Below are 25,214 nucleotides of genomic sequence, written 5' to 3' on the forward strand. Positions count from 1 at the left end.
CGGGGGGGGGGGGCCGGGGGGCGTGGGGGGTTTCGCCCCGGGCCCCCGCCGCGTGTTCCGCCGGTTCCGGGCGGACCGTCACCGGTGTGCCGGATTGACAAACACCCTTGCCGTCCCGGCGAATAGCAGGCATGGCCGACGAAGACTTCGAGAACGTCCTCACCACGGTGGGCCCCCGGCTGCGGGCCCTGCGCCGGGAGCGCGGCACCACGCTCGCCAAACTGGCCGCCGCGACCGGCATTTCGCTCAGCACGCTGTCCCGGCTGGAGTCCGGACAGCGCAAGCCGACCCTGGAACTGCTGCTGCCGCTGGCCCGGGAGTACCGGGTGCCGCTGGACGAACTGGTCGGGGCCCCGGCCACCGGCGACCCGCGGATCCACCCGCGCCCGGTGACCAGGAACGGCCAGACCATCGTCCCGCTCACCCGCCACCTCGGCGGTCTGCACGCGTACAAGCACATCGTGCCGCCCGGCCGGAACACCGGTCCCGAGCTGGAGCTGAAGGTCCACGAAGGCCACGAGTGGCTGTACGTGCTGTCCGGGAGGCTGCGGCTGGTGCTCGGCCCGCACGACCTGGAGCTGACGGCCGGTGAGGCCGCCGAGTTCGACACCCGGACCCCGCACGCCTTCGGCAACGCCGGTTCGCAGCCGGTGGAGTTCCTCAGCCTGTTCGGCCCGCAGGGCGAGCGCATCCATGTCAGGGCGCGCCCGGGAACCTCAGTTCGGTAGGTTCGTTCCCTGTCAGGGGGTATCCGCTTCGGGCTCCCCGCCAGGCCATCGGGAGGGGCCGAACACATGAGTGTGCAGCAGAGCACGGAGTCCGGCGAGAGCGGCGGAACCGAGGAGAGGCCGGCGGCCGGACCGGACGGGACGGGGACGGGGGAGGACGAGCCGGCGACCGGGCAGGAGGAGGCCCCCGAGGGCGGTGCCAAGCGGGCGCGCAAGAAGCGCCCGTTCTGGCAGGAGCTGCCGATCCTGCTGGTGATCGCCCTGCTGCTCTCGCTCGGCATCAAGACCTTCTTCGTGCAGGCCTTCTCGATCCCGTCCGGTTCGATGGAGAACACCCTGCAGATCGGCGACCGGGTGCTGGTCGACAAGCTCACCCCCTGGTTCGGCGCCGAACCGGAACGCGGCGAGGTGGTGGTCTTCCACGATCCGGGCGGCTGGCTGGAGGGCGCGGCGCCGAAGCAGGACGGGTTCACGGGCTCCCTGCAGAAGGTGCTGAGCACCGTCGGCCTGATGCCCTCGGCGGACGAGAAGGACCTGATCAAGCGGGTCATCGCGGTCGGCGGGGACACCGTCGAGTGCAACTCGGGCAGCCCGGTGAAGGTCAACGGCGTCGCGCTGGACGAGCCGTACCTGTTCCCCGGGGCGACGCCCTGCGACAACGACCCGGTCGGCACCGTCACCGTGCCCAAGGGCAAGCTCTGGGTGATGGGCGACCACCGCAACAACTCGCGGGACTCCCGCCCGCACCACAACGACACCGGGGACGGCTACGTGCCGGTGGACGACGTGGTCGGCCGGGCCTTCGTGGTGGCGTGGCCGATCTCGAACTGGTCCACCCTGCCCGTGCCGGACACCTTCGACAAGGTGCCCTCGCGGGCCGCCGGCGCCCTGCCGCAGGAGGCGCCCCCGGCTCCGGCCGCGCTCGCCCTGGCGGGCGTGGTCCCGGTCGCGCTGTGGCGGCGCCGGCGTTCGCGGCGCAAGTGAAGGCGAGTTGACGGCTTCGCCGGAACTCCACCCGCCGCGCTCTACGCGGCTGTAGAGTTCCGGCGATGAGCCGCGGTTCCGGCCGTGGCGGTCGTGCAGGCCGGGTCTCCCAGGTCGCGTCGGGTCGGGCCGGGTCTCCCAGGTCGGGGCGGGTCGGGAGGCGGTGCCGTGGTGGAGCTTCCGAGCAGGCCGGTGCCGGCCGTGGAGCCCGTGAAGACCTTGGGACCCGTGCAGCCCGTAGAGTCCGTGGAGCCCGCCGATCCCGAGGTCCGGTGGGTGTACCAGCCGGTCGAGGTGGACCTGGGTGACGGTTCCTGGGCGCTCGGCCGGATCAGCGGCTGGTGGCAGGACCCGGCCGGGCGGCGCTGGTGCCGACTGCGGATCGGTCGCGGCGGTCGGCCCGCGGGCTGGCAGCCGTTCGACCCCGAGCGGGTACGGCTGCTGCCGGTCGCCGGGCTGTGAAGAGCGTGTCAGGAGTTCTCGGCGGAACCGTTCACAGGGCCCTGCCGTCCCTGGGGAAAACGCCGATCAGGCCACTTCCAGCAACCGGGGACGACGTGAGTTCCGAGATCTACTTCAGTGACAACTACCGCGACCTGTGCGAGCAGTACGGAACCGGCGCGGGCTTCCAGTTCGAGTTCTCCTGCTACCGCTGCTCCGACACCTGGCGCTCGCCCTTCGAGCGGTTCACCACCGGCCAGGTGGCCGGCTGGCTGGGCAAGGGCGTCAGCGCGGCCTGGAACCTCATCGGCGGCAACGCCAACACCATCAGCAACGCCGCGGACGGCCTGGCCGGCCAGACCTGGGGCACCTCGCGCGACGCCGCCTTCCAGCGTGCGATAACCAACGCCCGGTCGCACTTCAACCGTTGCGCCCAGTGCACCCGTTACGTCTGCGGCCGGTGCTTCAGCCCGGAGCGGGGCCTGTGCTTCACCTGCGCGCCGGACACCGCGGTCGAGGCGGCGGCGGCGCAGCACCGCGGCCGCAACGACATGGTGACCGACCGGGCGTACCAGGTCGGCCGGCAGTCCGGCGCGGAGTTCGACGTCCACACACCGCGCCAACTGGTCTGCCCGCAGTGCCAGGCGGAGACCCACGGTACCCCGTTCTGCCCGGGCTGCGGGTTCAAGCTGGCCCGGTCCGCCCAGTGCGCGCAGTGCCACCAGGACGTGCCCGAGGGGGCCGCGTTCTGCCCGTCCTGCGGGACGAGACGCTGAGCGGCCGGTAGTCGACACGGCGAGGGCGCCTGCGGACCTCACGGTCAGCGGGCGCCCTGTCGTTCGTTTGCCGGCCCGAGGCGGCTCAGCCGTACGACACGTTGGCGCACGGGTCGTCGTCCGCCGAGCGGGCGGTGCCGCTGACGCTGGTCGGCAGCGGGGCCGGGGCGTTGGGGGCGCCGGGTGCCGGGGTGGCGGCCGAGGCCGGGTTGGCGGCGGCGAAGTCGTGGCCGAGCACCACGTTCAGGCCGCGGCCGCCGGGCTGGACGGTCGCGCCGGGGAAGAGCTTGGCGACCGACTCGGCGGCGCTGCGCTCGCCGGTGCCGTACTCGACCACGGTGGTGCTGCGCGGCTTTCCGGCCGCGTTGCCGACGGTGGTGACGGTGTAGCCGGCGCCCTTGACGGCCTCGGCCGCCTTGCCGCCGAGGCCGCTCTCGCCGGTGCTGTTGAGCACGGCGACCTTGATCTCGGCGTTCTTGGCGTCCGCGGTGGGGGTGGGGGTGGCCTCGGCGGTGGGAGGGGCGCTGGGGGCGGCGGAGTCGGTGGCGGCCGGGCTCTGGGCGCTGGCGTCCTGGCCGTCGATGGTGCGGTCGGCCTTGAGCGCGGCCCAGAGCTGGTCCACGTCGGGGTGCACCAGGGCGACCCGGGGGCCCTCGTAACGCCACGGCGCGGTGAGGAACTTGATGTTGTGGAGGTCGACGTCCTTGATCGACATGGCGAAGGAGATCAGCTTGGCGGCCGAGCCGAGGTCGGGGTCGACGGTCAGCGACTTGGTCGCCGCGTCGGCGAGCGGCAGCAGGGTGGTCGGGTCCATGCCCTTCGACTTGACCTCCTTGATGAGGGAGGAGAGGAAGGCCTGCTGGCGCTTGGTGCGGCCGATGTCGGAGCCGTCGCCGATGCCGTGCCGGACCCGGACGTAGTCCAGCGCGGCCTGGCCCGAGACCTTCTGCTTGCCCTTGGCGAAGATCAGCTTGCCCTTGTGGCCGAGGTTGGGGTTGAGGTCCCCCTCGTGGATGTCGTTCGGCAGGCAGACCTCGACGCCGCCGACCGCCGAGGTCATCGCGGCGAAGCCGCTGAAGTCCACCACGATGGTGTGGTCGACGCGCAGGTTGGTGAGCTTCTCGACGGCGTTCTGGGTGCAGGCCGGGTTGCCCTGTTCGGTGTTGCCCACCGAGAAGGCGCTGTTGAACATCACATTGGTCTGCTCCTTGGTCCACTTGCCGTTGGGGAGCTTGCACGGCGGGATGTTGACCAGGGAGTCGCGGGGGATCGAGATGCCGACGGCGTGCTTGTGGTCGGCGTAGACGTGCAACAGGATCGCGGTGTCCGAGCGGGCGCCGTCGTCCCCGCCGCCGCCCAGGTCGCTGTTGCCGTTGCCGCGGCTGTCCGAGCCGATCATCAGGACGTTCACCGGGGTGCGGCCCTGGGCGTCCGGCGGGGCCGCCGCCGGACGGTCCTTGCTGAGGGCGTCGCCGTCGAAGGTGCTGATGTTGCTGTTCAGGCGGTAGTAGACGGCGCCGCCGGCGAGCACCAGGAGGGCGGTGCAGCCGGCGGTCACCCAGAGCACCTTCTGCTTGGTGCTGCGTTTGGGCTTCGGCTTGGCCCGGCTGGTGGGGCGGGTGTCGGATATGTCCTTGTCCGTCCCGCCCTTGCCCGGGTTGGCTGTGCGGCCGGCGGCTCTGCGTCCGCCGACCCGGCGCGGCGAATTCTCGGTCTCGGTGGAACCCCTGCGACCCGACACGGCGTCATCCTCCACAGTTGCCACGGAACCCCCGTTGGAGCGGTGGCTTGCGTGGTCCTGGGTCGGAGTGGATCCGGGCCGGCCCGTCGCTAAACTTTTACACCGCTGTAGAACTTTCAGAGGAGCATACTAAGCGTAGATGAGAAAAGCACTGGTCAGACCATGAGAGAAGGTCAACCGGATCTCGTCTCCGCCGCTCCGTACCCGTACGAGGAGCACGATGACTCACCGGATCGCACGTTCGATAGCCGGCGCCCTGGTGGCACTGCTGGCCGCCGTCGGCCTCAGCGCCGCGGCGTCGGGCGCGACGGCGGTGGCCGCGCCCCGGAACGCCGTGGGGAGTACGGCCGTTGCGCCGGGGGCGGCGTCCGTGAATGTGGCGCACATCACGCAGATCGCGCAGGTGGCGCAGGTGACTCAGGTCACCCACGTCGCCGCCAAGCAGGAGAAGAAGAAGTCCGGCTTCTTCGCCAAGCTCGGCAAGTTCCTGCTGGTCGTGGTCATCCTGATCATCCTGGTCATCGTCCTGCTGATCTGGGGCATCGTCCACTTCGTGCGGCGGCTCTTCCGCCGCCGGTGAACGGCCCGGGACGCCGGTGAACAGCCCGGTTCGCCGCTGAGCCCGCCCCGGGGTGCCGAAACGGCCCCCGGGGCGGGCCACTTGGGAGCGATCGGTGCGGTCCGGCCCGGCCGCGGCGCCCCGGCGAGCACCTGATCGCCCAACGGAGCCTGTACGGCGGCACGTTCGGGGCTGCCGCACCTGGAGACGATCTCCAACCCGCACCCCGGCGCCCCGGCTTCGAGCACGCGGAGCAGGCCCGCCGGTCGGCCGTCGAAGCCGGCGTGGCCGTCAGCGGGTTCTGGGCCGGGCGGCGAGGAGGGCGATGTCGTCCTCGGCGGCGGGGGCCGGGGGTGGGGCGAGGGAGTGGAGGACGGCGTCGAGGAGGTCGTCGAGGTCGCCGGTGGCGGGGAGGCGCAGGGCGGCGAGGCGCTCCAGGGAGCTGTCGATGTCCTCGTGGCGGCGTTCGACCAGGCCGTCGGTGTACAGGAGCAGCGTCTGCCCGGGGTCTAGCGGGTGGGTGGTCTGCTCGTAGCCGCCGAGGCCGGTGCCCAGTGGGGGGCCGGTGGGGACGTGCAGCAGTTCGGTGGGGCGGTCCGGGGCGATCAGGGCGGGCGGCAGGTGGCCGGCGCTGGAGAGGGTCCAGCGGGCACGGCCGGGGTCGGCGAGGGCCAGCAGACAGGTCGCGGGGCGGGCGCTGTCGTCGGCGGAGATGACGGCGTCGAGCTGGCGCAGTATGCGGTGCGGGGGCAGGTCCATGCCGGCGATGTAGCGCAGTGCCGAGCGGTAGTGGCTCATGTCGACGGCGGCCTCGACGCCGTGCCCCATGACGTCGCCCATCGCCAGCAGGGTGCGGCCGAAGGGCAGCCGGACCGTCTCGTACCAGTCGCCGCCGACCACCGAGCTGCTGCCGGAGGGCAGGTAGCGGGAGGCGAGGGCGAGGTTCTGGTGCGGGTGGCCGGGCTCGCTGAGCAGGGCCCGCTGGAGTTCCAGCGCGATGCCCTGGGAGCGGGTGTAGCGGTGGGCGTTGTCGATGCCGGTGGCGGCGCGGGCGGCGAGGTCGCCGAGCAGGTCGGCCTCCTCGGGGGAGAAGGCCGGGCTGCCGGCGGCGCGGCCCAGGGTGAGCAGCCCGATCAGCCGGCCCCGGGCGGTGAGCGGCAGGGCGAGTAGGGAGGTGGCGTCCGCCGGGCAGGCGTCCGCCGGGCCGGGTCCGCTGAGCACGGCGACGCCGGTCGCCAGGCTGCGGGCGGCGGCCGAGCCCTCGCGGTGGCGGACCGACTCGCCGGGGCGGGCCAGCTCGGCGAGCGCGGGCTCCAACTCGGGCACGGCCCGTACGGCGGCGCGGTGCAACCGGTGGGTGCCGGCCCGGCCCGGGCGGGTGGGTTCGGCTCCGGGCGGGAGCACGTCGACGGTGGCGAGGTCGGCGAGGCCGGGTACGGCGAAGGCGGCCAGCTCGGCGCAGGTGGTGGCGGTGTCGAGGGTGGTGCCGATCCGTTCGGCGGCGGCGTCCAGCAGGGCGAGCCGGGCGCGGGTGCGTTCGAGTTCGCGCAGCTGCTCGCGGGCCGGGTCCGGGGTGTCCAGGACGACGACGATCACGCCGGTGGTCCGCCCGGCGTGCCGCAGCGGCCGGTAGCGCACCCGCAGGCCGGGTGGGACGGGGGAGTCGGGGCCTTCGGGCCCACCGGTGAGGTGTTCGTGGTCGTGGCCGTCGGTGAGGGCGCGGCGCAGGGGGTCGAGGGCGCCGGCGAAGGCGGTGGTCTCGGCGGTGCGGCCGAGCAGGTCGGCGCGACGCAGTCCGGTGACGGCGGTGAAGGCGGAGTTGAGGTAGCGCCAGCGCAGGTGTTCGTCGAGCAGGGCGACGCCGACCGGGGCGGCGGCGAGCACGTCGCGGAGCAGATCGGGATCACCGCCGACCTGGTCACTGTCGGTGATCGGATCGAGGCTCGCGGCGAGGGCCGCCGCGGCCGCCGCCGGGGAGCGGGCGTCGGGGGGCGGGGTGCCCTCTGCTCGGTTGCCGTGCCGGTTGCGCATGGGTCCATGATCACGCGCCGGGGCGCGGCACGCCCACAACCGGGTGAAAGCTTGACCGGCCTGTTGCACCCGCACGGTTGGTTGCGTGCGCGCACACGCACTTGTAGAGTGTGTGCACACGCACGCAGTAATCGGCTTCCGGGTCCGGCCCGGGGCCGGGAGGAGAGTCCGCATGGCAACCCATCGCATCGTTCTGATCACCGGCACCTCCTCCGGGATCGGCCTCGCCGCCGCCGTGGCCGCAGCCCGCGCCGACTGCCGCGTGGTCGCCACCATGCGCGACACCGGACGGGCCGGGAACCTGCTCCGCGCGGCGGAGAAGGCGGGTGTCGCCGAACGGATCGAGGTCGAGCGGCTGGACGTCACCGACCCGGCCTCCGTCGCGGACTGCCTGGACATCGTCCTCGACCGGTACGGCCGGCTGGACGCCGTCGTCAACAACGCGGGCGCGGGCTTCCTCGGCACGATCGAGCAGGACGGGATGGTGCCGGTGCGCGCCGCTATGGAGGTCAACTACTTCGGCGTGGTCGAGGTGACCCGGGCCGCGCTGCCGCACCTGCGCGCCAGCGGCGGCCGGGTGGTCACCGTGACCAGCGTCGGCGGGGTGGTCGGACAGCCCTTCAACGAGGCGTACTGCGCGGCCAAGTTCGCCGTCGAGGGCTTCATGGAGTCGCTGGCGCCGGTCGCGGCCACCGTCGGGGTGGCCGTGACCGTGGTCGAACCGGGCGCGGTGGCCAGCGAATTCGTCGACAACCAGCGCTTGGACGTGCCCGCGCTCATCACTGCCGCGGGCCCGTACGGCCCGGCGCTGCAGGCGTACGTCGACCGGGCGAGGCAGGCCTTCGACAGCGCCCAGACCCCCGAGGAGGCGGCCGCGCCGATCGTCGCGGCGCTGACGGTCGAGCGGCCGCCGCTGCGGATGCAGACCTCGGAGACGGCCCGGGCCTTCACCGGGGTCAAGCTGGCCGACCAGGACGGATCGGCGGTGCTGGGGATGACGGGCGGCTGGGTCGGGGCCGCGGGCGCCTGACAGCCGCCGCGTAGGGGCGGGGACGGGTTCGCGCGGTCGGTGCCGGGTTCGCGAAGGTCGGCGTCGGGTTCGGAAGGTCGGCGTCGGGTTCGCGGGGTCGGTGCCGGGTGATCACCGGTCATACTTGGGCGGCGGCGGCCGACACCGGACGCCGCGGGCGGTGCCGGGGCGCCGCCCGTCGGCACCGGAGTGTCCGCGGTGGACGCCCGTGACGGACCGTCAGCAGCCCAGACCGGAGGGACCGATGAGCGCCCACCAGCCGACCAGCCGCCCGGCGGCCGGGGCCGCCGCCGTGCCGTGGAACCGGCAGCGGCTGCGCAGCAACAACGAGTGGCTGCTGCTGGAGCTGCTGCGCACCGGCGGCGGCTCCTCGCGCGCCCAACTGGCCCGGGACACCGGCCTGTCCAAGCCCACCGTGTCCGCCGCGCTGGCCGACCTGGAGCAGGCCGGGCTGGTCCGCGAGGCCGGGCGGGTGGCCCCCGAGCGGGGTCGCACCGCGGTGTTGTACGAGGTCGACCCGAGCGCCGGCCACGTACTCGGCGTGGACGTCGGCCGGGCCCGGCTGCGGGTCGCCGTGGCGGACCTCGCCGGTACCGTCGTCGCCCGGCGGGACGTGGCCAACCGGGGGCGGACCGCGGACGCCGTCGCGGACGCCGTGGTCGCCGCCGCGCACGAGGCGACCGCCGAGGCCGGCCTGGCCGCCGCGGACATCGTGCACGCGGTGATCGGCACGCCCGGGGTGTGGGACGAGGAGCGGCGCGGCGTCCGCTACGCCACCAGCCTGCCCGGCTGGGGCCGGCCGGGGCTGTTCGACCGGATCGGCGAGGGGCTGGGCACGGCCGTCACGGTGGCCAACGACGCCAACCTCGCCGCGCTCGGCGAGTACACCCTCGGCGCCGGGCGGGGCAGCCGGATGTTCGCCTACCTGCTGGTCGGTACCGGGCTCGGGCTGGGCGTGGTCAAGGACGGCGAGTTGCTGGTCGGCGCGCACGGCGCGCTGGGCGAGATCGGCCTGGTGCCGCTGCCCGCCCACCCGGGCGAGCCGGTCGCGACGACGCTGGAGCAGGAGGCCGCGGCGGACGCGGTGGTGCGGGCCGCCCGGGGGTTCGGGCTGGAGGGGGCGGGCGGTCGGCGGCTGACCGCCAAGCGGGTCTTCGAGCGGGCCCGGGCCGGGGACGACGCGGCGCTGCGGGCGGTCCGGTGGGAGGCGGAGCGGCTCGCCTACGCCGTCGCCGTGCTGTCCGCCGTGCTCGACCCGGACCTGTTGGTGCTCGGCGGGGGCATCGGCAGCAGCGCGGACCTGCTCCTGGAACCGCTGGAGCAGGCCCTGCGCCGCTTCGCCCCGATGCGTCCGACGCTCGCACCGAGCCTGCTGGGGGAGGAGGCGGTGCTCCTCGGCGCGGTCTCCACGGCGCTGGAGACCGCCCGCCCCGAGGTGTTCGAGCGCCGGACGGCGGGGCTGTGATCCGGGTTTCGCGGGTGTGGCGTCAGCCGGTGGCCAGGGTCAGGCCGTAGGTGCTGAGGATCGGGTTGACCGGCTGGAAGTAGGTCTCGCCGCCCGAGGTGCAGTCGCCGGAACCGCCCGAGGTCACGCCCTGGGCCTGGTTGCCGGAGATGAACGAGCCGCCGGAGTCCCCCGGTTCGGCGCACACGTCGGTGCGGGTGACGCCGTAGACGCTGCCCTCCTGGTAGTTGACGGTGGCGTTCTGCTCCTCGACGGTGCCGCAGTGCCAGCCGGTGGTGGAGCCGGAGCGGCAGATCGAGCCGCCGACCGGCTGCTCGGTGGAGCCGGCCACCGTCACCGCGCCGCCCGCGTAGTCGTTCACCTGCGGCTGGGCGGTCCAGTCGGCGCCGGCCGCCACCCAGGACCAGTCGTTGCCCGGGAAGGTCGAGCCCTGGAAGGTGCCGATCGAACTGCCGTCGGAGGCCGTCGCGTTGGAGCCGGGCTGGCCGCAGTGGCCGGCGCTGACGAAGCCCGGCTGGCCGCCCTGGGTGACCGGGAAGCCGATCGAACAGCGGGCGGCGTCGTCGATGTAGTACGCGTCCCCGCCGCGCAGGTCGGCGAGCGGCCGGGGTGCGGCGGTGGCCCGCTCGACCCGGACCAGCGAGCGGTCCGCCCCGGACCGGTCCAGGAAGGCCTCGGTGCGGGCGTCGTCGGCGGACTGCACCACGACGGTGTTGGCCCGGACGTCGACGTACCAGAGCGGGGTGGCCTCGGGGGCGGCGGCCCGGGATGCCCGGTCGAGCGCGTCCTTGGCCTGGTCCAGGGCCTTCAGGGCGTGCCGGACGACGGTCGCGCGGCCGCCGTGGGCGGTGATGGTCCGGGCGGCGGAGGCGTCGGTGGTGGCGACCACGAGCTCGGCCCGGGGTCCGTCGATCCAGGCGCCGGCCCAGCGGTCGCCGAGCGCCCGGGTGAGGGCGCTCTGCACCGCGGCGGCCCGGCCCTCCCGGGCGATCCGGTCGGCGGCGGCCTGCGGGGCGAGCCCGAGGTCGCGCTGCAGCGCGTGCAGCAGGGCGGGCGGTACGGCGGCCGTGCGGGTGGGTGCGGGTGCGGCCAGGGCGGCGGCTATCGACGGGTCGTCAGCGGGTGCGCCGACGGCGGGTGCTGCGGTGAGCGCGACGGTCGCGAAGGCGGCGGCGACGGCGAGCGCACGGATTCGGAGCATGGGGGATCTCCTCGTTCGGCGTGGGGGCTGCCGGAACCGTAGCGATCCACTCGTGCTGGCCGGAACATGTCACAAGACCCTGCACTCCGGCGCTATACCCCCTTCTCGGGCCCCTGCTGTCGTCGCGTTCGGTGGTCGGAAGATCTCGATCTGCCAACGAGTGCGGAAACCGTGGTCGCGGCGTGTGCGGACTCTGCTTGAATCGCACGCCTCACCCATACGGAACGGAGGGTTCTCCCCTGATGCCTTCACGGATACCCGGGCGCCGCCGGGCCGCCGGCCTGGCCGGATTCGCCGGACTCGTCCTCACCGTCGGTCTGGCGCTGACGGGTTGCGACCCCTCGGCGGCGGACGGCAAGGCGTCCTCGGCGCCGGCCGCCACGGCCGCGACCGCCGCCGCTTCGACCGGCGCGAACGCGCCGAGTGCCACCGCGCCGACGGTCGCCGCGCAGCCGTCCGCCCCGCCTTCCGCCCACCCGCAGACGTCCGGCGCCAAGCCGCAGCCCAAGGTGACCACGCCGCAGCCGCCGGCCGAACCGGAACCGCAGCACACCCAGGCGGCGGCCGGCGGTTCGGGGTGCGAGATCCGCTCCAGCGCGGGCAACTGCTACGCGGCCGGGCAGTTCTGCCGCAACGACGACCTGGGCAGGAGCACCCACGACGCCAACGGGCGGGTGATCTACTGCCGGATGGTCAGCGGCAAGCCGCACTGGCAGGCGTGAGTCACCCGCCCGGGCTGGTCCAGCAGATCACGCCGGGCCCACGGGAGGGGCGTCTGCCGCGAGCCTGGCGGCCAGGTCGTCCAGGCCGAGCGAGCCCTGGGCGAGCACATCGGTGTGCCAGGCCCGCAGGTCGAAGTCGGACCCTTGCCGGCGCCGGGCCGCCTCGCGGCCCTCCAGCCAGACCCGCTCGCCGAGCTTGTAGCCGATGGCCTGGCCCGGCCAGCCCAAGTAGCGGTCGATCTCGCTGCTGCTGCGCGGAACGTCGCTGCCGTGGTAGGCGGCCATGAACTGGGTGGCGAGGGCCGGGGTCCAGCGCTCGCCGGGGCAGAAGCCCGAGTCGGCGGGGATGGCCAGTTCCAGGTGCATGCCGATGTCGACGATCACCTGGACGATCCGGAGCATCTGCTTGTCCAGGTACCCCAGGCGCCGGGCGGGATCGGCCAGGAAGCCCAGCTCGTCCATCAGCCGCTCGGCGTACAGCGCCCAGCCCTCCTTGTTCGCGCTCACCGCGCCGAGGGCGATCTGGTAGCTGCTCAGACGGTCGGCGGAGGCGGTCCAGCGGGCCGTCTGCAGGTGGTGCCCGGGGACGCCCTCGTGGTACCAGGTGCTGACGAGCTGCCAGGTCGGGAAGGAGCGTCGGCCCAGGGCCGGCAGGTAGGTGCGGCCGGGGCGGCTGAAGTCGAGGCTGGGGCCGTTGTAGTAGGGCGCGCCCGAGCTTCCCGGCGGGGCGATCCTGGTCTCCACCCGGCGCATCGGGCCGGTGATGTCGAAGTGGGTGCCGTCGAGGGCCTCGATCGCCTCGTCCATGATCTGCTGGAGCCAGGCGCGGATGTTCTCCTCGCCCTCGATCGCGTGGCCGTCGGCGTTGAGGTGGTCCATGGTGGCCCGGACCCCGCCGCCGGGGAGGACGCGGTCGGCCTCGGCCCGCATCTCGGCGGCCGTACGGTGGAACTCCTCCCAGGCCCAGGCGTACGCCTCGGCCGGGTCGATGTCGGCGCCGTTGGCCAAGCGGGCGGAGCGCAGGTAGCGCTCACGGCCGACGGCGTCCGGGGTGCCGTCGGCGGCGGGCAGATAGCTGTCGCACAGCCAGTCCCGGAAGGCCGCCACCGCGGCGGTCGCACGCTCGGCGGCGGTGTCCAGCTCGGGCCGCAACCGGGCGGGGCCGGCCGCCGTGAAGCCGGTGAACCAGCTCGCGCCGCCGTTCCGTCCGGTCCAGGCGTCGAGCCGGGCGATGACCGCCCGGACCTGCCGGGGCGCGCACAGCAGCCCGCGGCGGATGCCCTCGGTCAAGGTCGCGCGGTAGCCGTCCAGCGCGCCGGGCACGTTGCGCAGCCGCCCGGCGACGGCCGCCCAGTTCTCCTCCGTGTCGGTGGGCATCATGATGAAGACGCCCCGCACCTGGAGCAGCGGCGAGTTGACGCTGCGCAGCTGGCGGAACCGGTCCCCGGCCTCGTGCACGGCGAGCTCCGCGGTCAGCCGCTCCCGCAGCAGCCGGGCGCAGTCCCGTTCCGCGGCGTCCTCGGGGATCCCGGTGCTCCGCTCGGCGGCGTCAACCGCGGCCAGTGTCTTCCGGGCCAGCTCGGCGAGCGCTTCGAAGCCTTCCGGCGACAGATCCGGCTGCCGGTCGTCCTCGGGGTGCAGGCCGAGTCTGGTCGATGTCGGCGGATCGAGCGCCGCGGCCTGCGCGACGTGGTCATCGGCGATCCTGCGGAAAGTCCTCGTCGTCTCGGGCACGTTGCCCATGCTGGCGCACCGGCCGAGGCCCTGTCAGCAAGCGGGGGCCGAAACCGGACAGCGGAACCGCCCGGGGCGTGCCGCGCGTCGGAGCGTGCGTACGCCCGCCGACCCCGAGGCCGTGCGGGACAGCGGAACCGGGGGGCCGTCGAGGTGCTGATCCTGCTCGTACTCTTCGCCGCGGGCTTCGGCCTGATCCTGATGGGGGTCCACAAGCTGCACACCGCGGTGCCCACCTGCTACGGCCGGCCCATGTCGCCCGGGGACGTCTGCCATCCCCGCGCCGCCCATGCCCACGGCGAGGGCATGCCCGAGCCCCACGACTCGACCTACCGGCAGCAGTTGGACAGCCTCACCAGCGGGGGCTGGACCGCCGTCGTGATCGGCGTGGTCCTGCTGGCGCTGGCCGTCGTGATCGGCGTCGCCTGGGCGGCCTCCGCCGCCCAGGAGGGCCGGAAGTGAGCCGACCCGCACGCCGGAGCATGACACGTGTCCTGGCCCTCTTGCAGACGGAACCCCAACGGCGGTGGCGGGCACGGGAGATCGCCGAACTCCTCGGCGAGCATCGGGGCGAACGCGATACCGGGCCCGCTGGCGAAATCCAGCGCCACCGCGATCGCGAACAGCACGTAGCCGCCGATCGTGACCCGGTGCGACCACCTGGGCAGGAATCGCGGTGAACGCCACGCCCTCGTGTTCGTGACATCAGCCACCGGACTGCCCTTCTGTCCCGCTGGTCCCCACGGCCGCGTCGTTCTCCCCGCTCCACGGTTAAGCGCCTCTCCCCTCCCGGATCGACCGGCAGCGCCACATCGACACCTCCGGCCTGCGCGCTGCGGCCCGCTCCTCGGAGCCGGACGCACTCGGCAGGATCCGGTCGAAGACCGCCAATGCCCTGGAGTGCGGCGCCGGCGCAAGGCCGCCGTCCTTCGGCGGGTACGCCCGCCTCGCGGACGGGGACACCGGTCGGCGGGGGAGCCGGGGCGGTCGGGCCGGTCGCGGTCGTCAGCCCTCGGCGGGCAGGGCCTGCTCGGCCCAGATGGTCTTGCCGTCCTCGGTGTAGCGGGTGCCCCAGCACTCGGTGAGCTGGGCGATGATGTACAGGCCGCGTCCGCCCTCGTCGTCCCGGGCGGCCTGGCGCAGGTGCGGCGAGGTGTGTCCGGTGTCGGAGACCTCGCAGATCAGGCTGCGGTCCCGGATCAGCCGGACCCGGACCGGCCCGGTGGCGTACCGGATCGCGTTGGTGACCAGCTCGCTGACGATCAGTTCGGTGGTGAACACGAGCTCCGCCAGGCCCCATTCGTCCAGCCATCCGGTGACCAGGAGCCGCGCCCGGGCGACCTCCGCCGGGTCGGGCACCAGCTCCCAGTCGGCGACCTGCCCGGCGCCGAGCCGGCGGATGCGGACCAGCAGCAGGACGGCGTCGTCGCCCACCGGCCCGGGCAGCAGGGTCGCCAGCGCCTCGTCGCACAGGCTCTCCAGCGGCCGGCGGGGCCCGGCCAGCGTCTCGGCGAGCCCGCGTCGGCCGTCGACGGACTGCACCAGGCCGTCCGTGTACAGGGCGATCAGGCTGCCGACCGGCAGGTTCAGCTCGGCGCTCTGGAACGGCGGGCCGCCCAGCCCCAGCGGCCGCCCGGCCGGCAGCTCCGCGTAGCGGACGCCGCCCGCCGGGTCGGCCACGAGGGGCGGCGCGTGGCCGGCCCGGGCCATGCTGCACCGGCCGTCGACCGGGTCGTACACCGCGTACAGGCAGGTCACGCCGACGCCGCGCGGATTGCCCGAGTCGTCCTCCTCGCGCACCATGTCGTCCAGGTGGGTGAGCAGCTCGTCCGGATCCAGGTCCAGCCGGGCCAGCACCCGGATGCCGGCCCGCAGCCGGCCCATCGCGGCGGCGGCCCGCAGGCCGTGGCCGAGCACCTCGCCGACCACCAGGCCGACCCGGCTGCCGGACAGCGGGATGACGTCGTACCAGTCGCCGCCCACCCCGGAGCGGGTGTCGGCCGGCAGGTAGCGGCTGGCCGACTCGACCGCGCTCAGCGCCGGCAGCCGGTGCGGTAGCAGACTGCGTTGCAGCCGCAGTGCCGCGGTGTGCCCTCGGGTGACCACCGGCATCAGCGCCAGGCCGATCAGCAGCGAGCCCAGTCCCAGTACGGTCACCCCGCTGACCCGGCCGAGCAACGGCAGCCGGACGGAGGTCGCGCCGTAGTCGGGGGCGGCATAGACGTGGAAGGCGGCGTAGCAGAACAGGAACAGCATGATCAGCCCCCCGAGCCCGGGCAGGACGCCTTTGAACAGCAGGTCCCGGAGGCTGCGGGTGAGCACCCGGCGGTGGTACCAGACGCAGGCGAAGCCGGTCAGACCGTAGTAGAAGGCGATTGCCAGGCCCACCGAGTCGATGGAGTCGGCCAGCACGTTGTGGCTGACCGAGGTGAGCAGCACCAGGAAGACGATCGACACCAGCCCCATGCCGACGGTCGACCAGGTCGGGGTCAGGAACCGGCGGTGCAGCCGGGCGAAGCCGGTCGGCACGGTCTTGTGCGCGGCCATCGAGAAGACGGTGCGGGCGGCAGGCAGGATGGTGGTCTGGGCGGAGGCGACCGCCGAGGTCAGCACCATCAGGATCAGCAGTTCGGTGAGCGCGGGGCCGGGCCCGGTGGTGCCGAACACCGCCCCACCGAGGCCGGAGAGCACGTCTCTGGAGTTGTCCGGGTTGGCCAGCCCGATGCCCGTGGTGCCGACCCCGGCGAAGGCCTGTGCCGAGGTGGAGATCAGACCGTAGAGGACCAGCAGCAGGACGGTGGACAGCACGGCGGCCCGCCCGGGGGTGCGCCGGCTGTCCGCGGTCTCCTCGTTGACGGTGAGCGCGGTGTCCCACCCCCAGTAGATGAACACCGCGGCGAGCACCCCGGTGGTCAGCGCCTGGGGGGAGGGGACGTTCAGCGGATCGAACCAGGAGGCGGAGACGTGCAGCGCGGTCGGCGGGCCGTCGGTGTACACCTTGACCAGGGCGGTGACGGCGAGAAGCAGCAGGGTCGCGACCTCCAGGCAGACCAGCCAGCGCTGCAGGGCCGCCGACACCTCGATGCCCACGTAGCAGACCGCCGTCATCAGGGCGATCCAGACCACCCCGGCCACGGTGGTCCACGTCCGGCTGGCCGCCAGCGACTCCAGTCCGACCAGCCGGAAGCCGTAGATGCCGGCGATCTCGGCCAGGTTCGCCATAGTGATCACGTCGGCGACGATCAGGCCCCAGCCGCCCATCCAGCCGGCGTGCGGGCCGAACGCGCGGGTGGACCAGGCGAAGGTCGTCCCGCAGTCGGCGTTGACGGCGTTCAGTTCCCGGTAGGCGTACGCGATCAGCAGCATCGGCACGAACGCCAGCATGATGATGATCGGGGCCTGCAGCCCCACCCGGGCCACGATCAGGCCGAGCGTCGCCGCCAGGCTGTACGCCGGCGCGGTCGAGGAGATCCCGATCGCCACCGACGAGAACAGCCCCAGAGCGCCCGACCTGAGCCCTTTCTCACCGGCGCCGGGCCCGGGCGCGAGCGGCGCGGCGGACTCGGCCGGGCGGGGGGAACTCTTCACACCAGTTACCAACTCCGCGTCTCGCGGCGGCAAGCCTTGCGATCACCATTCTCCCCGCCCGCCGGGAGGGCCGCCAGACGGGCTCGCCTCGCAGCGGACCGGGGTGATCCAGGAAGGCTCACCGTGTCACGGCGACCAACGGTTGTGCCGCCACCATCCGGGTCCAGAGCACGTACAAGGTGGACAGTCCCCGCGGGCGAGTGCCTGACCATCGCCCTGAATTCCAGCGTTGTCACGACCTAACACAACGTCGTCATGGGTGACCCGAACGTCACCGCACTGGTGACCTGCTGAGCATTGTCCTCACTCCGCCGGCCGGTGTGCGCTGACCGCCGAGGGCCGTCTTCCGGTTGAGCGATCGCCGGGGGCGGCCGTCGTGCGTCTGGCGCCGAAGGCGATGGGTCACCGACTGTCGGCAGGTACATCGGCCTGCCGGCGACACGAATCTCGGGTCGACCGGGCGCCCCGCCTCCGGCCGACGATCGCGCTCACGAAAGGCGAGCAAGGCCGGCCACGGGGTGTCGCGAGCGGTCGCAGGCGGTGATGCGATCCGCAGACCGGTCTCGGTCGCCGTGGGCGATGACGACGAGTGCGAGGCCGCGGGGGCGGTGGCGGCCATGGCCTGGCCGGAGATGCCGAGGGCGGCGACGCCGGCGAGGAGGTGGGAGCTCGTCGCGGTGGCGGCCCGTCGCACGGTGGTGCGTCCAAGCCGGTGAAGGCGGCCCGCAGATCGCCGGTGGCGACCTCCTGGACCGGGACGCCGGTCGAGGTTTCGACCCGGACGGTGTTGCCGACGTCGCCGACCGAACCACGGTCGGCCGGGGCGTTCCAGGAGACGACCAGAGCGCCGTCGCCGCTGACGGTGGTGACCTGTTCGGCCGCACCCGGTGCGGTTGGCGCCAGGTAGTCGAGGGTCGGCTTGGGCCGCTTCGTCGGGTCGGCGTCGGTGGCCGAGAAGTAGCGGGCCGCGCTGGTCCAGCCGGTCGGCGGGCGCAGGGCCAGGCCTCGCCCTTCTCGATCCACGAGCCGACCAGCGCGGACGGGTCGGTCTCCGACAGCTTGGCCGCGGAGGCGTAGCTCTCGGCCCCGGCGGCCGCGGTCAGCGCCGTACCGCCCTGGCTCGGAGCCCAGGCGCCGCCGAGCTGGAAGACGTCCACGGCGGTCTCGTCGCAGTCGGCCGTACCGGCGGCGCAGTCCGAGCGGGTCAGTGCGAGCTTGCCGCCGACCACCCGGGAGCCGGCCGGGACGGCCGATGTTCGGCCACCGCCGTGAGCGGGGCGGTGCCTTCGGAGAGTGCCGTGACCAGGGCGGGGCGGCGTCGCCGGGGGCCGCGAAAACCTGCTGCGCTGATCGGTGATCGATGGTGCGTCGACTACTGGTTGCCGAACCGCTCGTGCCAGGCCGGCCAGGCGGCGTTCGGAAGCAAGCTCCGGGTGCGGGACAGCAGTTCGTAGAGGGCGGGGCCGTAGCGGGCGGCCAGTTCGGCGTTGTGGGCGAAGACGTCGAGCTCGTTGGCGGCCGTGATGGCGAGGAAGGCCCGCAGGTCCTCCTCCGGCGGGGTGTGGTCCTGCCCGGTGAACCGGTCGTGGAACAGCGGCTCTTCGTCCCGGCCCAGGCGCGGGTAGACGGCGGCCCGGCCACAGCTCGCGTACAGGTAGACGAGCGCCTCGGCGCGCTCGCCCACCAGTTCGGCCAGGACGTCCCGTTCGTCCAATCCCAGCAGTGCGCCGTCGAACCCGTCGGTCCCGTACGCGGCGTGGCAGAGCCCGGCGGCCTGGACGGCGGAATCGGTGCCCCAGTCCGCCAACAGCCTTGCCACCCTGGTCAGGTGCTCCAGCAGGGTGCCGCCCGGATGGGGGATCCGGTCGGCCTCGTGGGCGCGGAGGAACTCCTCGAGGTGGCTCCACGCGGGTGCGTTGCGGTGGTCGGCTCGCGTCACCCGAGGAGTTCTACTCCTGACGCCGGCCGACCCGCAACCGCGTTCCGCCGTTCGGCCGTTCGGCCGTTCGGCTAGGAGAGTTCGCGCACCAGGCGGGTGATGGTCGGGGTGGGGACGGAGTGCGCGGCGGCGGCCCGGAGCACGGCGCCGCCGATGGCGTCCAGCTCGGTCGCCCGGCCCGCCTCGACGTCGCGCTGCATCGAGGACTTCATCGTTCCGGGGATCCGGTCGAAGGCGGCGAGCAGCGTCCGCACGTCGGCCGGGGCGCCGACCGCCTCGGCGACGGCGGTGATCTCGTCCAGGACGGCGAGGAGTTCACCCCGGTGCTCGGTGCGCACGACACCGATCCCGTCGGCGTGCCGGGTGGTCAGCAGGGCGAACGGGGCGAGGAAGGACAGCTTGCTCCAGAGCATCGCCGTCTCGTCCTCGCGCAGCGTGACGTCCAGTCCGGTGTGCCGCAGCTGCTCGGCGAACTCCTCGACGGGCGCCGCGAGTTCGACGGCGGCGAACGGACTGGTGTGCTCGATCCGGCCCGGGGCGGTACGGGTGGCCTCGACCCGGATCGTCCCGGCCACCACCTGCCCGGCCGGGTAGCGCTCGCGCAGCAGCGCCATGTGGTCCAGGCCGTTGAGCAACGGCACCACGATCCCGCTGCCGAGGGCCTGCGGCGGCATCCGGTCGAGCGCGGCCGCCAGCGCCGTCTCCTTGACGGTCACGAAGGCGGCGTCGACCGGCTCGCGCAGCTCGGTGGCGGCCTCGACCCGGGCGGTGAACTCGCCGAACTGGGTGCTGTGAACGTGCAGTCCGTCCCGGGCGAGGACGGCCGCGGTCGGTTCGCCGGCCAGGCAGATGACGCGGTGGCCGTCGCGCGCGAGCAGGCCGCCGATCAGGCCGCCGACGCCGCCCGGGCCGAGGACGGCGATGGTGAGGGGGGTGGTGGACATGCTGACTCCTGTGGGTGTGGCGGGGGGCCGGGGGGCCTCGGGGTTCCGGCGGGGGTGTTCGGTGTTCAGCGGGCGGTCAGGGGGTGTTCAGGGGGTGTTCAGGGGGTTTCCCAGCAGAAGCGACCCTCCAGGCCGTCCGGGCTGAGGAAGCCGAAGCCGACGCCGTAACCGAAGTTGAGGAAGTACGGATCGCCGTCGTCCGGGGCGTCCGAGAGCGAGAAGAGGTACTGCCAGGGTGCGGGGAGCTTGGCCCGTCCGTTCGGGAAGGACGGGAGACCGCCGAGGTGGTCGTGCACGTGCTCGCCGTCCGGGAACGGAACTTCGGGGCCCTCGTGGCGCAGGAACCGCTGGAAGGCGGCCCGTTGGTCCATCGAGCGGTCGGCCCCGGTGGACAGCGGCAGGAGGTCGAGGTGGAACTCGACCGGGACCGTCCCGTCGCTGCCGGGTTCGCCACCGGGTGCGCCGTCGGATGTGTCGCCGGATGCGGCGTAGGGTTCGCCGGCGCCGTCGCGGCGCCAGAGGGTGCGGCCCCGGGTGCCGGGCGGGCCGATGACGGCGAAGGGCGGGATCCGGCCGCCCGGCTGGACCAGCAGGACGGCGTCGCCGGCCTCCGGATCGAGGCCGCCCATGATGCTGTCGTCCTCCTCCAGGAAGAGGTACGCCAGTCGGGATCCTTCACCGGGGACGGGGAACTGGCCGATGAACACCAGGGGTTCACCGGTGCCGGGCGAGAGCGGCCAGGTGGGCTCGGCCAGCCAGCAGGGCTCGCCGCCGAGTTTGGGGACCGGCTCGGTGATGGGCTGCTCGGCCGGCCGCGGGGAGAGCTCCAGGCGGGGGAGGAACGCGGCGTCGTGCGGACCGGTGGCGGTGCCGGTCGGGTGGGGGGTCATGCGGTGGCCTCGGGAGCGGAGTGGTGGAGGAGGACGTGGTCGAAGTAGTAGGGCGTTTCGTGGCGAGGTTTCCGGCCGGGGGCCGGGGAGCCGGGACGCCCGATGCCGCGGTGGAGGTAGAGGTGGGTGTGGCGCAGGGTGCCGTGGGCCGGATCGGGCACCGGCAGGCCCTCGGCGCGCAGCGCCTCGGCCAACTCGTGCGCCGGCCAGCCGAAGACGTCGATCCCGAGGTAGCCGACCGGGCAGGCGGGGCGGTCGTCGTTCGGATTCCGGCTCACCGCGACAGCGTCCAGGCCGTCGCCGTCGCCGTCGGCCGAGGAGAGCGTGACGTCCACCCCGGGGAGCCGGAAGGCCAGGGCCCAGCGGGAGCCGCAGACGAAGACCGGCTGCACCCCGTCCGGCAGCAGTTCGCCGTGCGGGGCCAGCAGCGCGCGCACCGCCGCCTCCGGGAGGCCGAAGCGCAGCTCGGGCAGCGGGGCGGGCAGGCGGACGCCGTGGCCGGGCAGCAGGTCGATGGTCACCTGATCATGATTCCTCCTCGGGGGCTGGAACGGGAGTCCGTTTTTCGCGGCGGGAACCCGCGGGCCCGGCGCGGACGGGCCGGGCCAGGGTCAGGCTGCGCAGGGGAGCGGGAGGAGCTCGACCATCCCGTCCCGGAGGATCACCGAGTCCTCGGCGAGGACGACGCGGAGCTGCTTGTCGATCATGACGCCATTGTCGGGGCGCGCGGAGGGCGCGGCGGTCGGTCGCGGCGATATGTACAGCAAGACTGGACAGTTTGGACTGATGAAATTATCGTGGAACCATGACCGAGAAGCGAACAGCCCCAGTGATCCCTGAATCCCCTGCCGTTCCTGCTGATACTGCCGATCCGGTGGGCCCGGCCGGCCCCGCAGGCCCCACCGACCCTGACGACTCCGCCGCGCTGGCCGCCCGGGAGCTCCGTACCGTCGTCAGCCGGCTGCGCCGGACCCTGCAGGAGAAGGGGCAGGGTGCCAGCGGCCTCACCCCTTCCCAGACCGCCGTGCTCAGCCGCCTGATCAACGACGGGCCGGCCTCCGCGAGCACGCTGGCCGCTGCGGAGCGGGTCCGTCCGCAGTCGATGGCGGCCACGCTGGCCGTGCTGGAAGGGCACGGACTGGTCGGCCGCCGTCCCGATCCGGAGGACGGGCGCCGACAGCTGGTCGACCTGAGCGAGACCGGGCTGGCGTGGATCGCGGACAGCCGTCGGGCGCGCGAGGAGTGGCTGGCCCGGGCGTTCCAGGAGGACTTCACCGAGACCGAACGTGCCACCGTGCTGGCGGCGTTGCCCCTGCTGGATCGGCTGAACCGGCGATGAACGGCCCGTCGCTGCTGCTGGCGCGGCTCCGGTCCCGTCGCCACGGGCCACCGAAACCGGCTGACGACGACGGGTTCAACCGCCGGTTGCTAGCCCCCATGGTGCTGGGCTCGGTGCTCAACCCGATCAACTCATCGATGATCGCGGTGGCCCTGGTGCCCGTCGGCACCGCCTTCGGCGCGCCGCCCGCCGAGACCGCCTGGTTGGTGACCGCGCTCTACCTCGCGACCGCCGTCGGCCAGCCGGTGATCGGGCGGCTGGTGGACACCTTCGGGCCGCGCCGGCTCTACCTGGCCGGTACGGCCGTGGTCGGCCTCGCCGGACTGGTCGGCGCGCTCGCGCCCTCGTTCGGGCTGCTGATCGCCGCCCGGGTGCTGCTCGGGATCGGCACCTCCGCCGCCTACCCCGCCGCGATGCACCTCACCCGCAGCGAGGCCGAGCGCACCGGTCGGAGCAGCCCCAGCGGGGTGCTGACGGTGCTCGCCGTCGCCAACCAGAGCATCGCCGTGGTCGGGCCGACGCTCGGCGGCCTGCTGATCGGAATCGGCGGCTGGCGGACGATCTTCGCCGTCAACGTCCCGCTGTCGCTGGCCTGTCTGGCGCTCGGCGCCGCCCGTCTGCCGGTCACGGCGCCGCGCCGGGGGAGCGGAGAGCGGTTCGATCACGCCGGGATCGCCCTGTTCGCCGTCCTCCTGCTGACGTCGATGCTGTTCGTGATGAAGCCGAGCGCCGCCCTCTGGTACCTGCCGGTGCTCGCCCTGCTGGCCGGCGTCGGCTTCGCGGTGCGGGAGACCCGGGCCCGCAGCCCGTTCATAGACCTGCGGGCGCTCGCCCGCAACCGTCCGCTGATCGCCACCTACCTTCGCCAGGTGCTCGGCTACACCGCCAGCTACGCCTTCCTCTACGGCTACACCCAGTGGCTGGAGGAGGCGCGCGGCCTGAGCGCCGCCTCCGCCGGGTTGGTGCTGCTCCCGCTCTCGCTCACCGCCCTCGCGGTCTCCGGCGCGACCGGTCGCAGTCCGGCGGTGCGCGGCAAGCTGCTGGTCGGGGCGGTGGTCCAGATGGCCGCCTGCGCGGCCCTGTTGCTGGCCGGATCGGCCAGCCCGCTGGTCCTGCTGGTCGCGGTCGGGGTGTCGGCGGGCGTCCCGCAGGGACTGATCGGGCTCGGCAACCAGACCGCGCTCTACCACCAGGCCGACCCCGCCGCCATCGCCTCCGCGGCCGGGCTGCTGCGGACCTTCATGTACCTCGGGGCGATGGCGGCCTCGGCCGCGAACGCCGCCTTCTTCCCGCGCGGCGCCACCACGGGCGGTCTGCACCGACTCGCGCTGTTCATGCTCGGCGGCTCGGCCCTGCTCCTCCTCCTCACCCTTCCCGACCGCTCGCTCGGTCGGACGGGGACCGCTGCTGTCGAACGAAGTTGACGATCGGCCGGTGGACGCCGGGGCGGCTCGACCCATGCGGCCCGCTGATCATCGTGCTGGCCTGAACGCCGAACGGCGGCTTGCCCACGGCCAGCGAGCACACCGCGTGCAGCTTGTGCATGTCTCCCCTGGGCGGCGCACCAAGAAGGTGCGGCCGGACGGGTGCGCCGGTCCGCGTACACCTCTTGAATCTTGAACACACGGTACGGGAGTGACCCGGTGGCCCCGGGGCGTCCACGCGTCCATGCCCCGGGGCCACCGGCGGTCGCGCTCTCCGAACCCTCGGGTTCAGCCGGGCGGACATCCCGGACCGGCTGACTGGCCCGGCAGGTACGCCGCCCGCTCCTCCTGGGTCAGACCTCGGCTGACGGCCTGGCAGATCCGCTCGACCGCTGCGGCGGGTCGGGGGAGGACGATGGTCCGCAGCCGTGCGGTGTCGTCGTAACCACCGGTGGCGACGGTTCTTCCATCGGGGCTGAACGCCACCGACAACACCATGTCGGTGTGGCCGGTCAGGGTGGCACGGGCTGCGCCGGTGGCCACGTCCCACAGTCTCACGGTGTGGTCGCGGCTGGCGGTGGCGAGGGTTTTCCCGTCGGGGCTGAACGCCGCCGAGAACACCGTGTTGGTGTGGCCGGTCAGGGTTGAGCGGGCTGCGCCGGTGGCCACGTCCCACAGCCGTGCGGTGTTGTCGCCGCCGGCGGTGGCGAGGGTCCTCCCGTCCGGGCTGAACGCCACCGACCAGACCGCACTGGTGTGGCCGGTCAGCGTCCTGAGGCTCCTGCCGGTGGCCACGTCCCACAGCCGAACCGTCCTGTCCGCGCTGCCGGTTGCCAGGGTGTGACCGTCAGGGCCGAACGCCGCCGAGAACACCGTGTTGGTGTGGCCGGTCAGGGTTGAGCGGGCGGTGCCGGTGGCCACGTCCCACAGCTTCACGGTGCGGTCGCGGCTGGCGGTGGCGAGGGTTTTCCCGTCCGGGCTGAATGCCACCGACATCACCATGTCGGTGTGGCCGGTCAGGGTGGCACGGGCCGCGCCGGTGGCCGGATCCCACAGTTTCGCGGTCCGGTCGCCGCTGCCGGTCGCGAAGGTGCGGCCGTCGGGGCTGAACGCCACCGACCACACCTCTCCGGTGTGGCCGGTCAGGGTTGAGCGGGCTGCGCCGGAGGCCGGATCCCACAGTTTCACGGTCCGGTCGGTACTGCCGGTGGCGAGGGTGTTCCCGTCCGGGCTGAACGCCACCGACCAGACCGGTCCGGTGTGGCCCGTCAGCATCGAGCGGGTGCCCTCATCCCACAGCCGCGCGGTCTTGTCTCCGCTGCCGGTCGCGAAGGTGCGGCCGTCGGGGCTGAACGCCACCGAGTACACCTCGCCGGTGTGGCCGGTCAGAGGCGTGCGGGTGGCACCGGTGGCCACGTCCCACAGCAGTACGGTGTTGTCGGCACTGCCGGTTGCCAGGGTGCGGCCGTCAGGACTGAACGCCGCCGAGACCACCGCGTCGCTGTGGCCGGTCAGGGTCAAGCGGGTTGTGCCGGTGGCCACGTCCCACAACCGTGCCGTGTAGTCGCGGCTGGCGGTTGCGAGGGTGTGGCCGTCTGGGCTGAACGCCACCGCGTAGACCTCGTTGGTGTGGCCGGTGAGGGTGGCTCGGACGGTGCCGGTGGCCGCGTCCCACAGC

At 73.5% G+C, this 25,214-nt stretch carries 21 protein-coding genes; 11 read left to right on the forward strand and 10 right to left on the reverse strand.

Annotation, left to right across the window (positions count from 1 at the left end):
* Positions 1 to 131: 131 nt before the first annotated feature.
* The 4 genes from ACWCYO_RS04385 (at position 132) to ACWCYO_RS04400 (ending at position 2,929) form a co-directional block, all read left to right on the forward strand.
* Positions 132 to 728: a helix-turn-helix domain-containing protein gene (locus ACWCYO_RS04385; RefSeq protein ID WP_270149989.1), complete on the forward strand. Its 597-nt coding sequence runs from the start codon at positions 132 to 134 to the stop codon at positions 726 to 728.
* A gap of 66 nt (positions 729 to 794) precedes the next feature.
* Positions 795 to 1,712, forward strand: a complete 918-nt coding sequence (lepB, locus tag ACWCYO_RS04390) for a signal peptidase I (RefSeq protein WP_270149990.1) — start codon at positions 795 to 797, stop codon at positions 1,710 to 1,712.
* Positions 1,713 to 1,940: 228 nt separating this feature from the next.
* Positions 1,941 to 2,174, forward strand: a complete 234-nt coding sequence (locus ACWCYO_RS04395) for a hypothetical protein (protein ID WP_270149991.1) — start codon at positions 1,941 to 1,943, stop codon at positions 2,172 to 2,174.
* A gap of 95 nt (positions 2,175 to 2,269) precedes the next feature.
* Positions 2,270 to 2,929, forward strand: a complete 660-nt coding sequence (locus tag ACWCYO_RS04400) for a double zinc ribbon domain-containing protein (RefSeq protein ID WP_449783289.1) — start codon at positions 2,270 to 2,272, stop codon at positions 2,927 to 2,929.
* Between the two features lie 85 nt (positions 2,930 to 3,014).
* Here ACWCYO_RS04400 and ACWCYO_RS04405 read toward each other — a convergent pair whose 3' ends face one another.
* Positions 3,015 to 4,670, reverse strand: coding sequence for an LCP family protein (locus ACWCYO_RS04405; RefSeq protein WP_449783290.1), 1,656 nt, complete (start codon positions 4,668 to 4,670; stop codon positions 3,015 to 3,017).
* A 220-nt stretch (positions 4,671 to 4,890) separates the two neighbouring features.
* On the opposite strand from ACWCYO_RS04405, the gene ACWCYO_RS04410 reads away from it, so the two are divergent.
* A complete protein-coding gene (locus ACWCYO_RS04410) occupies positions 4,891 to 5,250 on the forward strand; it encodes a hypothetical protein (RefSeq protein WP_270149995.1) in 360 nt (119 codons plus the stop codon).
* Positions 5,251 to 5,520: 270 nt separating this feature from the next.
* Here ACWCYO_RS04410 and ACWCYO_RS04415 read toward each other — a convergent pair whose 3' ends face one another.
* Positions 5,521 to 7,260: a SpoIIE family protein phosphatase gene (locus ACWCYO_RS04415; protein ID WP_449783291.1), complete on the reverse strand. Its 1,740-nt coding sequence runs from the start codon at positions 7,258 to 7,260 to the stop codon at positions 5,521 to 5,523.
* 172 nt (positions 7,261 to 7,432) lie between these two features.
* Here ACWCYO_RS04415 and ACWCYO_RS04420 point away from each other — a divergent pair, with 172 nt between their 5' ends.
* Together ACWCYO_RS04420 and ACWCYO_RS04425 are read left to right on the forward strand one after the other, a co-directional pair.
* Positions 7,433 to 8,290: an SDR family NAD(P)-dependent oxidoreductase gene (locus ACWCYO_RS04420; RefSeq protein ID WP_270149998.1), complete on the forward strand. Its 858-nt coding sequence runs from the start codon at positions 7,433 to 7,435 to the stop codon at positions 8,288 to 8,290.
* A gap of 244 nt (positions 8,291 to 8,534) precedes the next feature.
* Positions 8,535 to 9,755 carry an ROK family transcriptional regulator gene (locus ACWCYO_RS04425; RefSeq protein WP_270149999.1) on the forward strand — a complete coding sequence of 407 codons (1,221 nt, stop codon included), beginning with the start codon at positions 8,535 to 8,537 and terminating at the stop codon, positions 9,753 to 9,755.
* A 22-nt stretch (positions 9,756 to 9,777) separates the two neighbouring features.
* On the opposite strand, the gene ACWCYO_RS04430 is transcribed toward ACWCYO_RS04425, so the two are convergent.
* On the reverse strand, positions 9,778 to 10,956 hold the full coding sequence (locus ACWCYO_RS04430) for a S1 family peptidase (RefSeq protein WP_449783292.1): 1,179 nt from the start codon (positions 10,954 to 10,956) through the stop codon (positions 9,778 to 9,780).
* A 242-nt stretch (positions 10,957 to 11,198) separates the two neighbouring features.
* On the opposite strand from ACWCYO_RS04430, the gene ACWCYO_RS04435 reads away from it, so the two are divergent.
* Positions 11,199 to 11,678, forward strand: a complete 480-nt coding sequence (locus ACWCYO_RS04435) for a hypothetical protein (protein ID WP_449783293.1) — start codon at positions 11,199 to 11,201, stop codon at positions 11,676 to 11,678.
* A gap of 27 nt (positions 11,679 to 11,705) precedes the next feature.
* On the opposite strand, the gene ACWCYO_RS04440 is transcribed toward ACWCYO_RS04435, so the two are convergent.
* The gene (locus ACWCYO_RS04440) at positions 11,706 to 13,412 is read right to left on the reverse strand and encodes a DUF885 domain-containing protein (protein WP_449783294.1); all 1,707 of its coding nucleotides are present in this window, start codon (positions 13,410 to 13,412) and stop codon (positions 11,706 to 11,708) included.
* Between the two features lie 153 nt (positions 13,413 to 13,565).
* On the opposite strand from ACWCYO_RS04440, the gene ACWCYO_RS04445 reads away from it, so the two are divergent.
* Complete coding sequence (locus tag ACWCYO_RS04445) at positions 13,566 to 13,874, forward strand: hypothetical protein (RefSeq protein ID WP_449783295.1); 309 nt, start codon at positions 13,566 to 13,568, stop codon at positions 13,872 to 13,874.
* A 543-nt stretch (positions 13,875 to 14,417) separates the two neighbouring features.
* On the opposite strand, the gene ACWCYO_RS04450 is transcribed toward ACWCYO_RS04445, so the two are convergent.
* The 5 genes from ACWCYO_RS04450 to ACWCYO_RS04470 all read right to left on the reverse strand — a co-directional run bounded on the left by ACWCYO_RS04450 (position 14,418) and on the right by ACWCYO_RS04470 (position 21,294).
* On the reverse strand, positions 14,418 to 17,000 hold the full coding sequence (locus tag ACWCYO_RS04450) for a SpoIIE family protein phosphatase (RefSeq protein ID WP_449783296.1): 2,583 nt from the start codon (positions 16,998 to 17,000) through the stop codon (positions 14,418 to 14,420).
* 1,372 nt (positions 17,001 to 18,372) lie between these two features.
* The gene (locus ACWCYO_RS04455) at positions 18,373 to 18,939 is read right to left on the reverse strand and encodes a DUF6817 domain-containing protein (protein WP_270150012.1); all 567 of its coding nucleotides are present in this window, start codon (positions 18,937 to 18,939) and stop codon (positions 18,373 to 18,375) included.
* A gap of 71 nt (positions 18,940 to 19,010) precedes the next feature.
* On the reverse strand, positions 19,011 to 19,883 hold the full coding sequence (locus ACWCYO_RS04460; RefSeq protein WP_449783297.1) for a ketopantoate reductase family protein: 873 nt from the start codon (positions 19,881 to 19,883) through the stop codon (positions 19,011 to 19,013).
* A 98-nt stretch (positions 19,884 to 19,981) separates the two neighbouring features.
* The gene (locus ACWCYO_RS04465) at positions 19,982 to 20,773 is read right to left on the reverse strand and encodes a hypothetical protein (RefSeq protein ID WP_449783298.1); all 792 of its coding nucleotides are present in this window, start codon (positions 20,771 to 20,773) and stop codon (positions 19,982 to 19,984) included.
* Complete coding sequence (locus ACWCYO_RS04470) at positions 20,770 to 21,294, reverse strand: hypothetical protein (protein ID WP_270150019.1); 525 nt, start codon at positions 21,292 to 21,294, stop codon at positions 20,770 to 20,772. The genes ACWCYO_RS04465 and ACWCYO_RS04470 overlap by 4 nt, the downstream gene beginning before the upstream one ends.
* Before the next feature lie 353 nt (positions 21,295 to 21,647).
* Between ACWCYO_RS04470 and ACWCYO_RS04475 the strand changes: the two genes are divergently transcribed.
* Both ACWCYO_RS04475 and ACWCYO_RS04480 read left to right on the forward strand, forming a co-directional pair.
* Complete coding sequence (locus ACWCYO_RS04475; RefSeq protein ID WP_449783299.1) at positions 21,648 to 22,112, forward strand: MarR family winged helix-turn-helix transcriptional regulator; 465 nt, start codon at positions 21,648 to 21,650, stop codon at positions 22,110 to 22,112.
* Entirely contained in the window at positions 22,109 to 23,536 is a 1,428-nt protein-coding gene (locus ACWCYO_RS04480; RefSeq protein WP_449783300.1) for an MFS transporter, read from the forward strand. The genes ACWCYO_RS04475 and ACWCYO_RS04480 overlap by 4 nt, the downstream gene beginning before the upstream one ends.
* Positions 23,537 to 23,824: 288 nt before the next feature.
* Here ACWCYO_RS04480 and ACWCYO_RS04485 read toward each other — a convergent pair.
* On the reverse strand, positions 23,825 to 25,214 hold a 1,390-nt coding region (locus ACWCYO_RS04485), incomplete at its 5' end, for a WD40 repeat domain-containing protein (protein ID WP_449783301.1).

Source organism: Kitasatospora sp. NPDC001683 (assembly GCF_053596495.1).

Excerpts from the sequence above, each read along its gene's own strand:
- ACWCYO_RS04385 (WP_270149989.1), top strand. The coding sequence starts at position 132 with ATGGCCGACGAAGACTTCGAGAACGTCCTCACCACGGTGGGCCCCCGG.
- lepB (WP_270149990.1), top strand. The coding sequence starts at position 795 with ATGAGTGTGCAGCAGAGCACGGAGTCCGGCGAGAGCGGCGGAACCGAG.
- ACWCYO_RS04410 (WP_270149995.1), top strand. The coding sequence starts at position 4,891 with ATGACTCACCGGATCGCACGTTCGATAGCCGGCGCCCTGGTGGCACTG.
- ACWCYO_RS04415 (WP_449783291.1), bottom strand. The coding sequence starts at position 7,260 with ATGCGCAACCGGCACGGCAACCGAGCAGAGGGCACCCCGCCCCCCGAC.
- ACWCYO_RS04420 (WP_270149998.1), top strand. The coding sequence starts at position 7,433 with ATGGCAACCCATCGCATCGTTCTGATCACCGGCACCTCCTCCGGGATC.
- ACWCYO_RS04425 (WP_270149999.1), top strand. The coding sequence starts at position 8,535 with ATGAGCGCCCACCAGCCGACCAGCCGCCCGGCGGCCGGGGCCGCCGCC.
- ACWCYO_RS04430 (WP_449783292.1), bottom strand. The coding sequence starts at position 10,956 with ATGCTCCGAATCCGTGCGCTCGCCGTCGCCGCCGCCTTCGCGACCGTC.
- ACWCYO_RS04435 (WP_449783293.1), top strand. The coding sequence starts at position 11,199 with ATGCCTTCACGGATACCCGGGCGCCGCCGGGCCGCCGGCCTGGCCGGA.
- ACWCYO_RS04460 (WP_449783297.1), bottom strand. The coding sequence starts at position 19,883 with ATGTCCACCACCCCCCTCACCATCGCCGTCCTCGGCCCGGGCGGCGTC.
- ACWCYO_RS04465 (WP_449783298.1), bottom strand. The coding sequence starts at position 20,773 with ATGACCCCCCACCCGACCGGCACCGCCACCGGTCCGCACGACGCCGCG.
- ACWCYO_RS04480 (WP_449783300.1), top strand. The coding sequence starts at position 22,109 with ATGAACGGCCCGTCGCTGCTGCTGGCGCGGCTCCGGTCCCGTCGCCAC.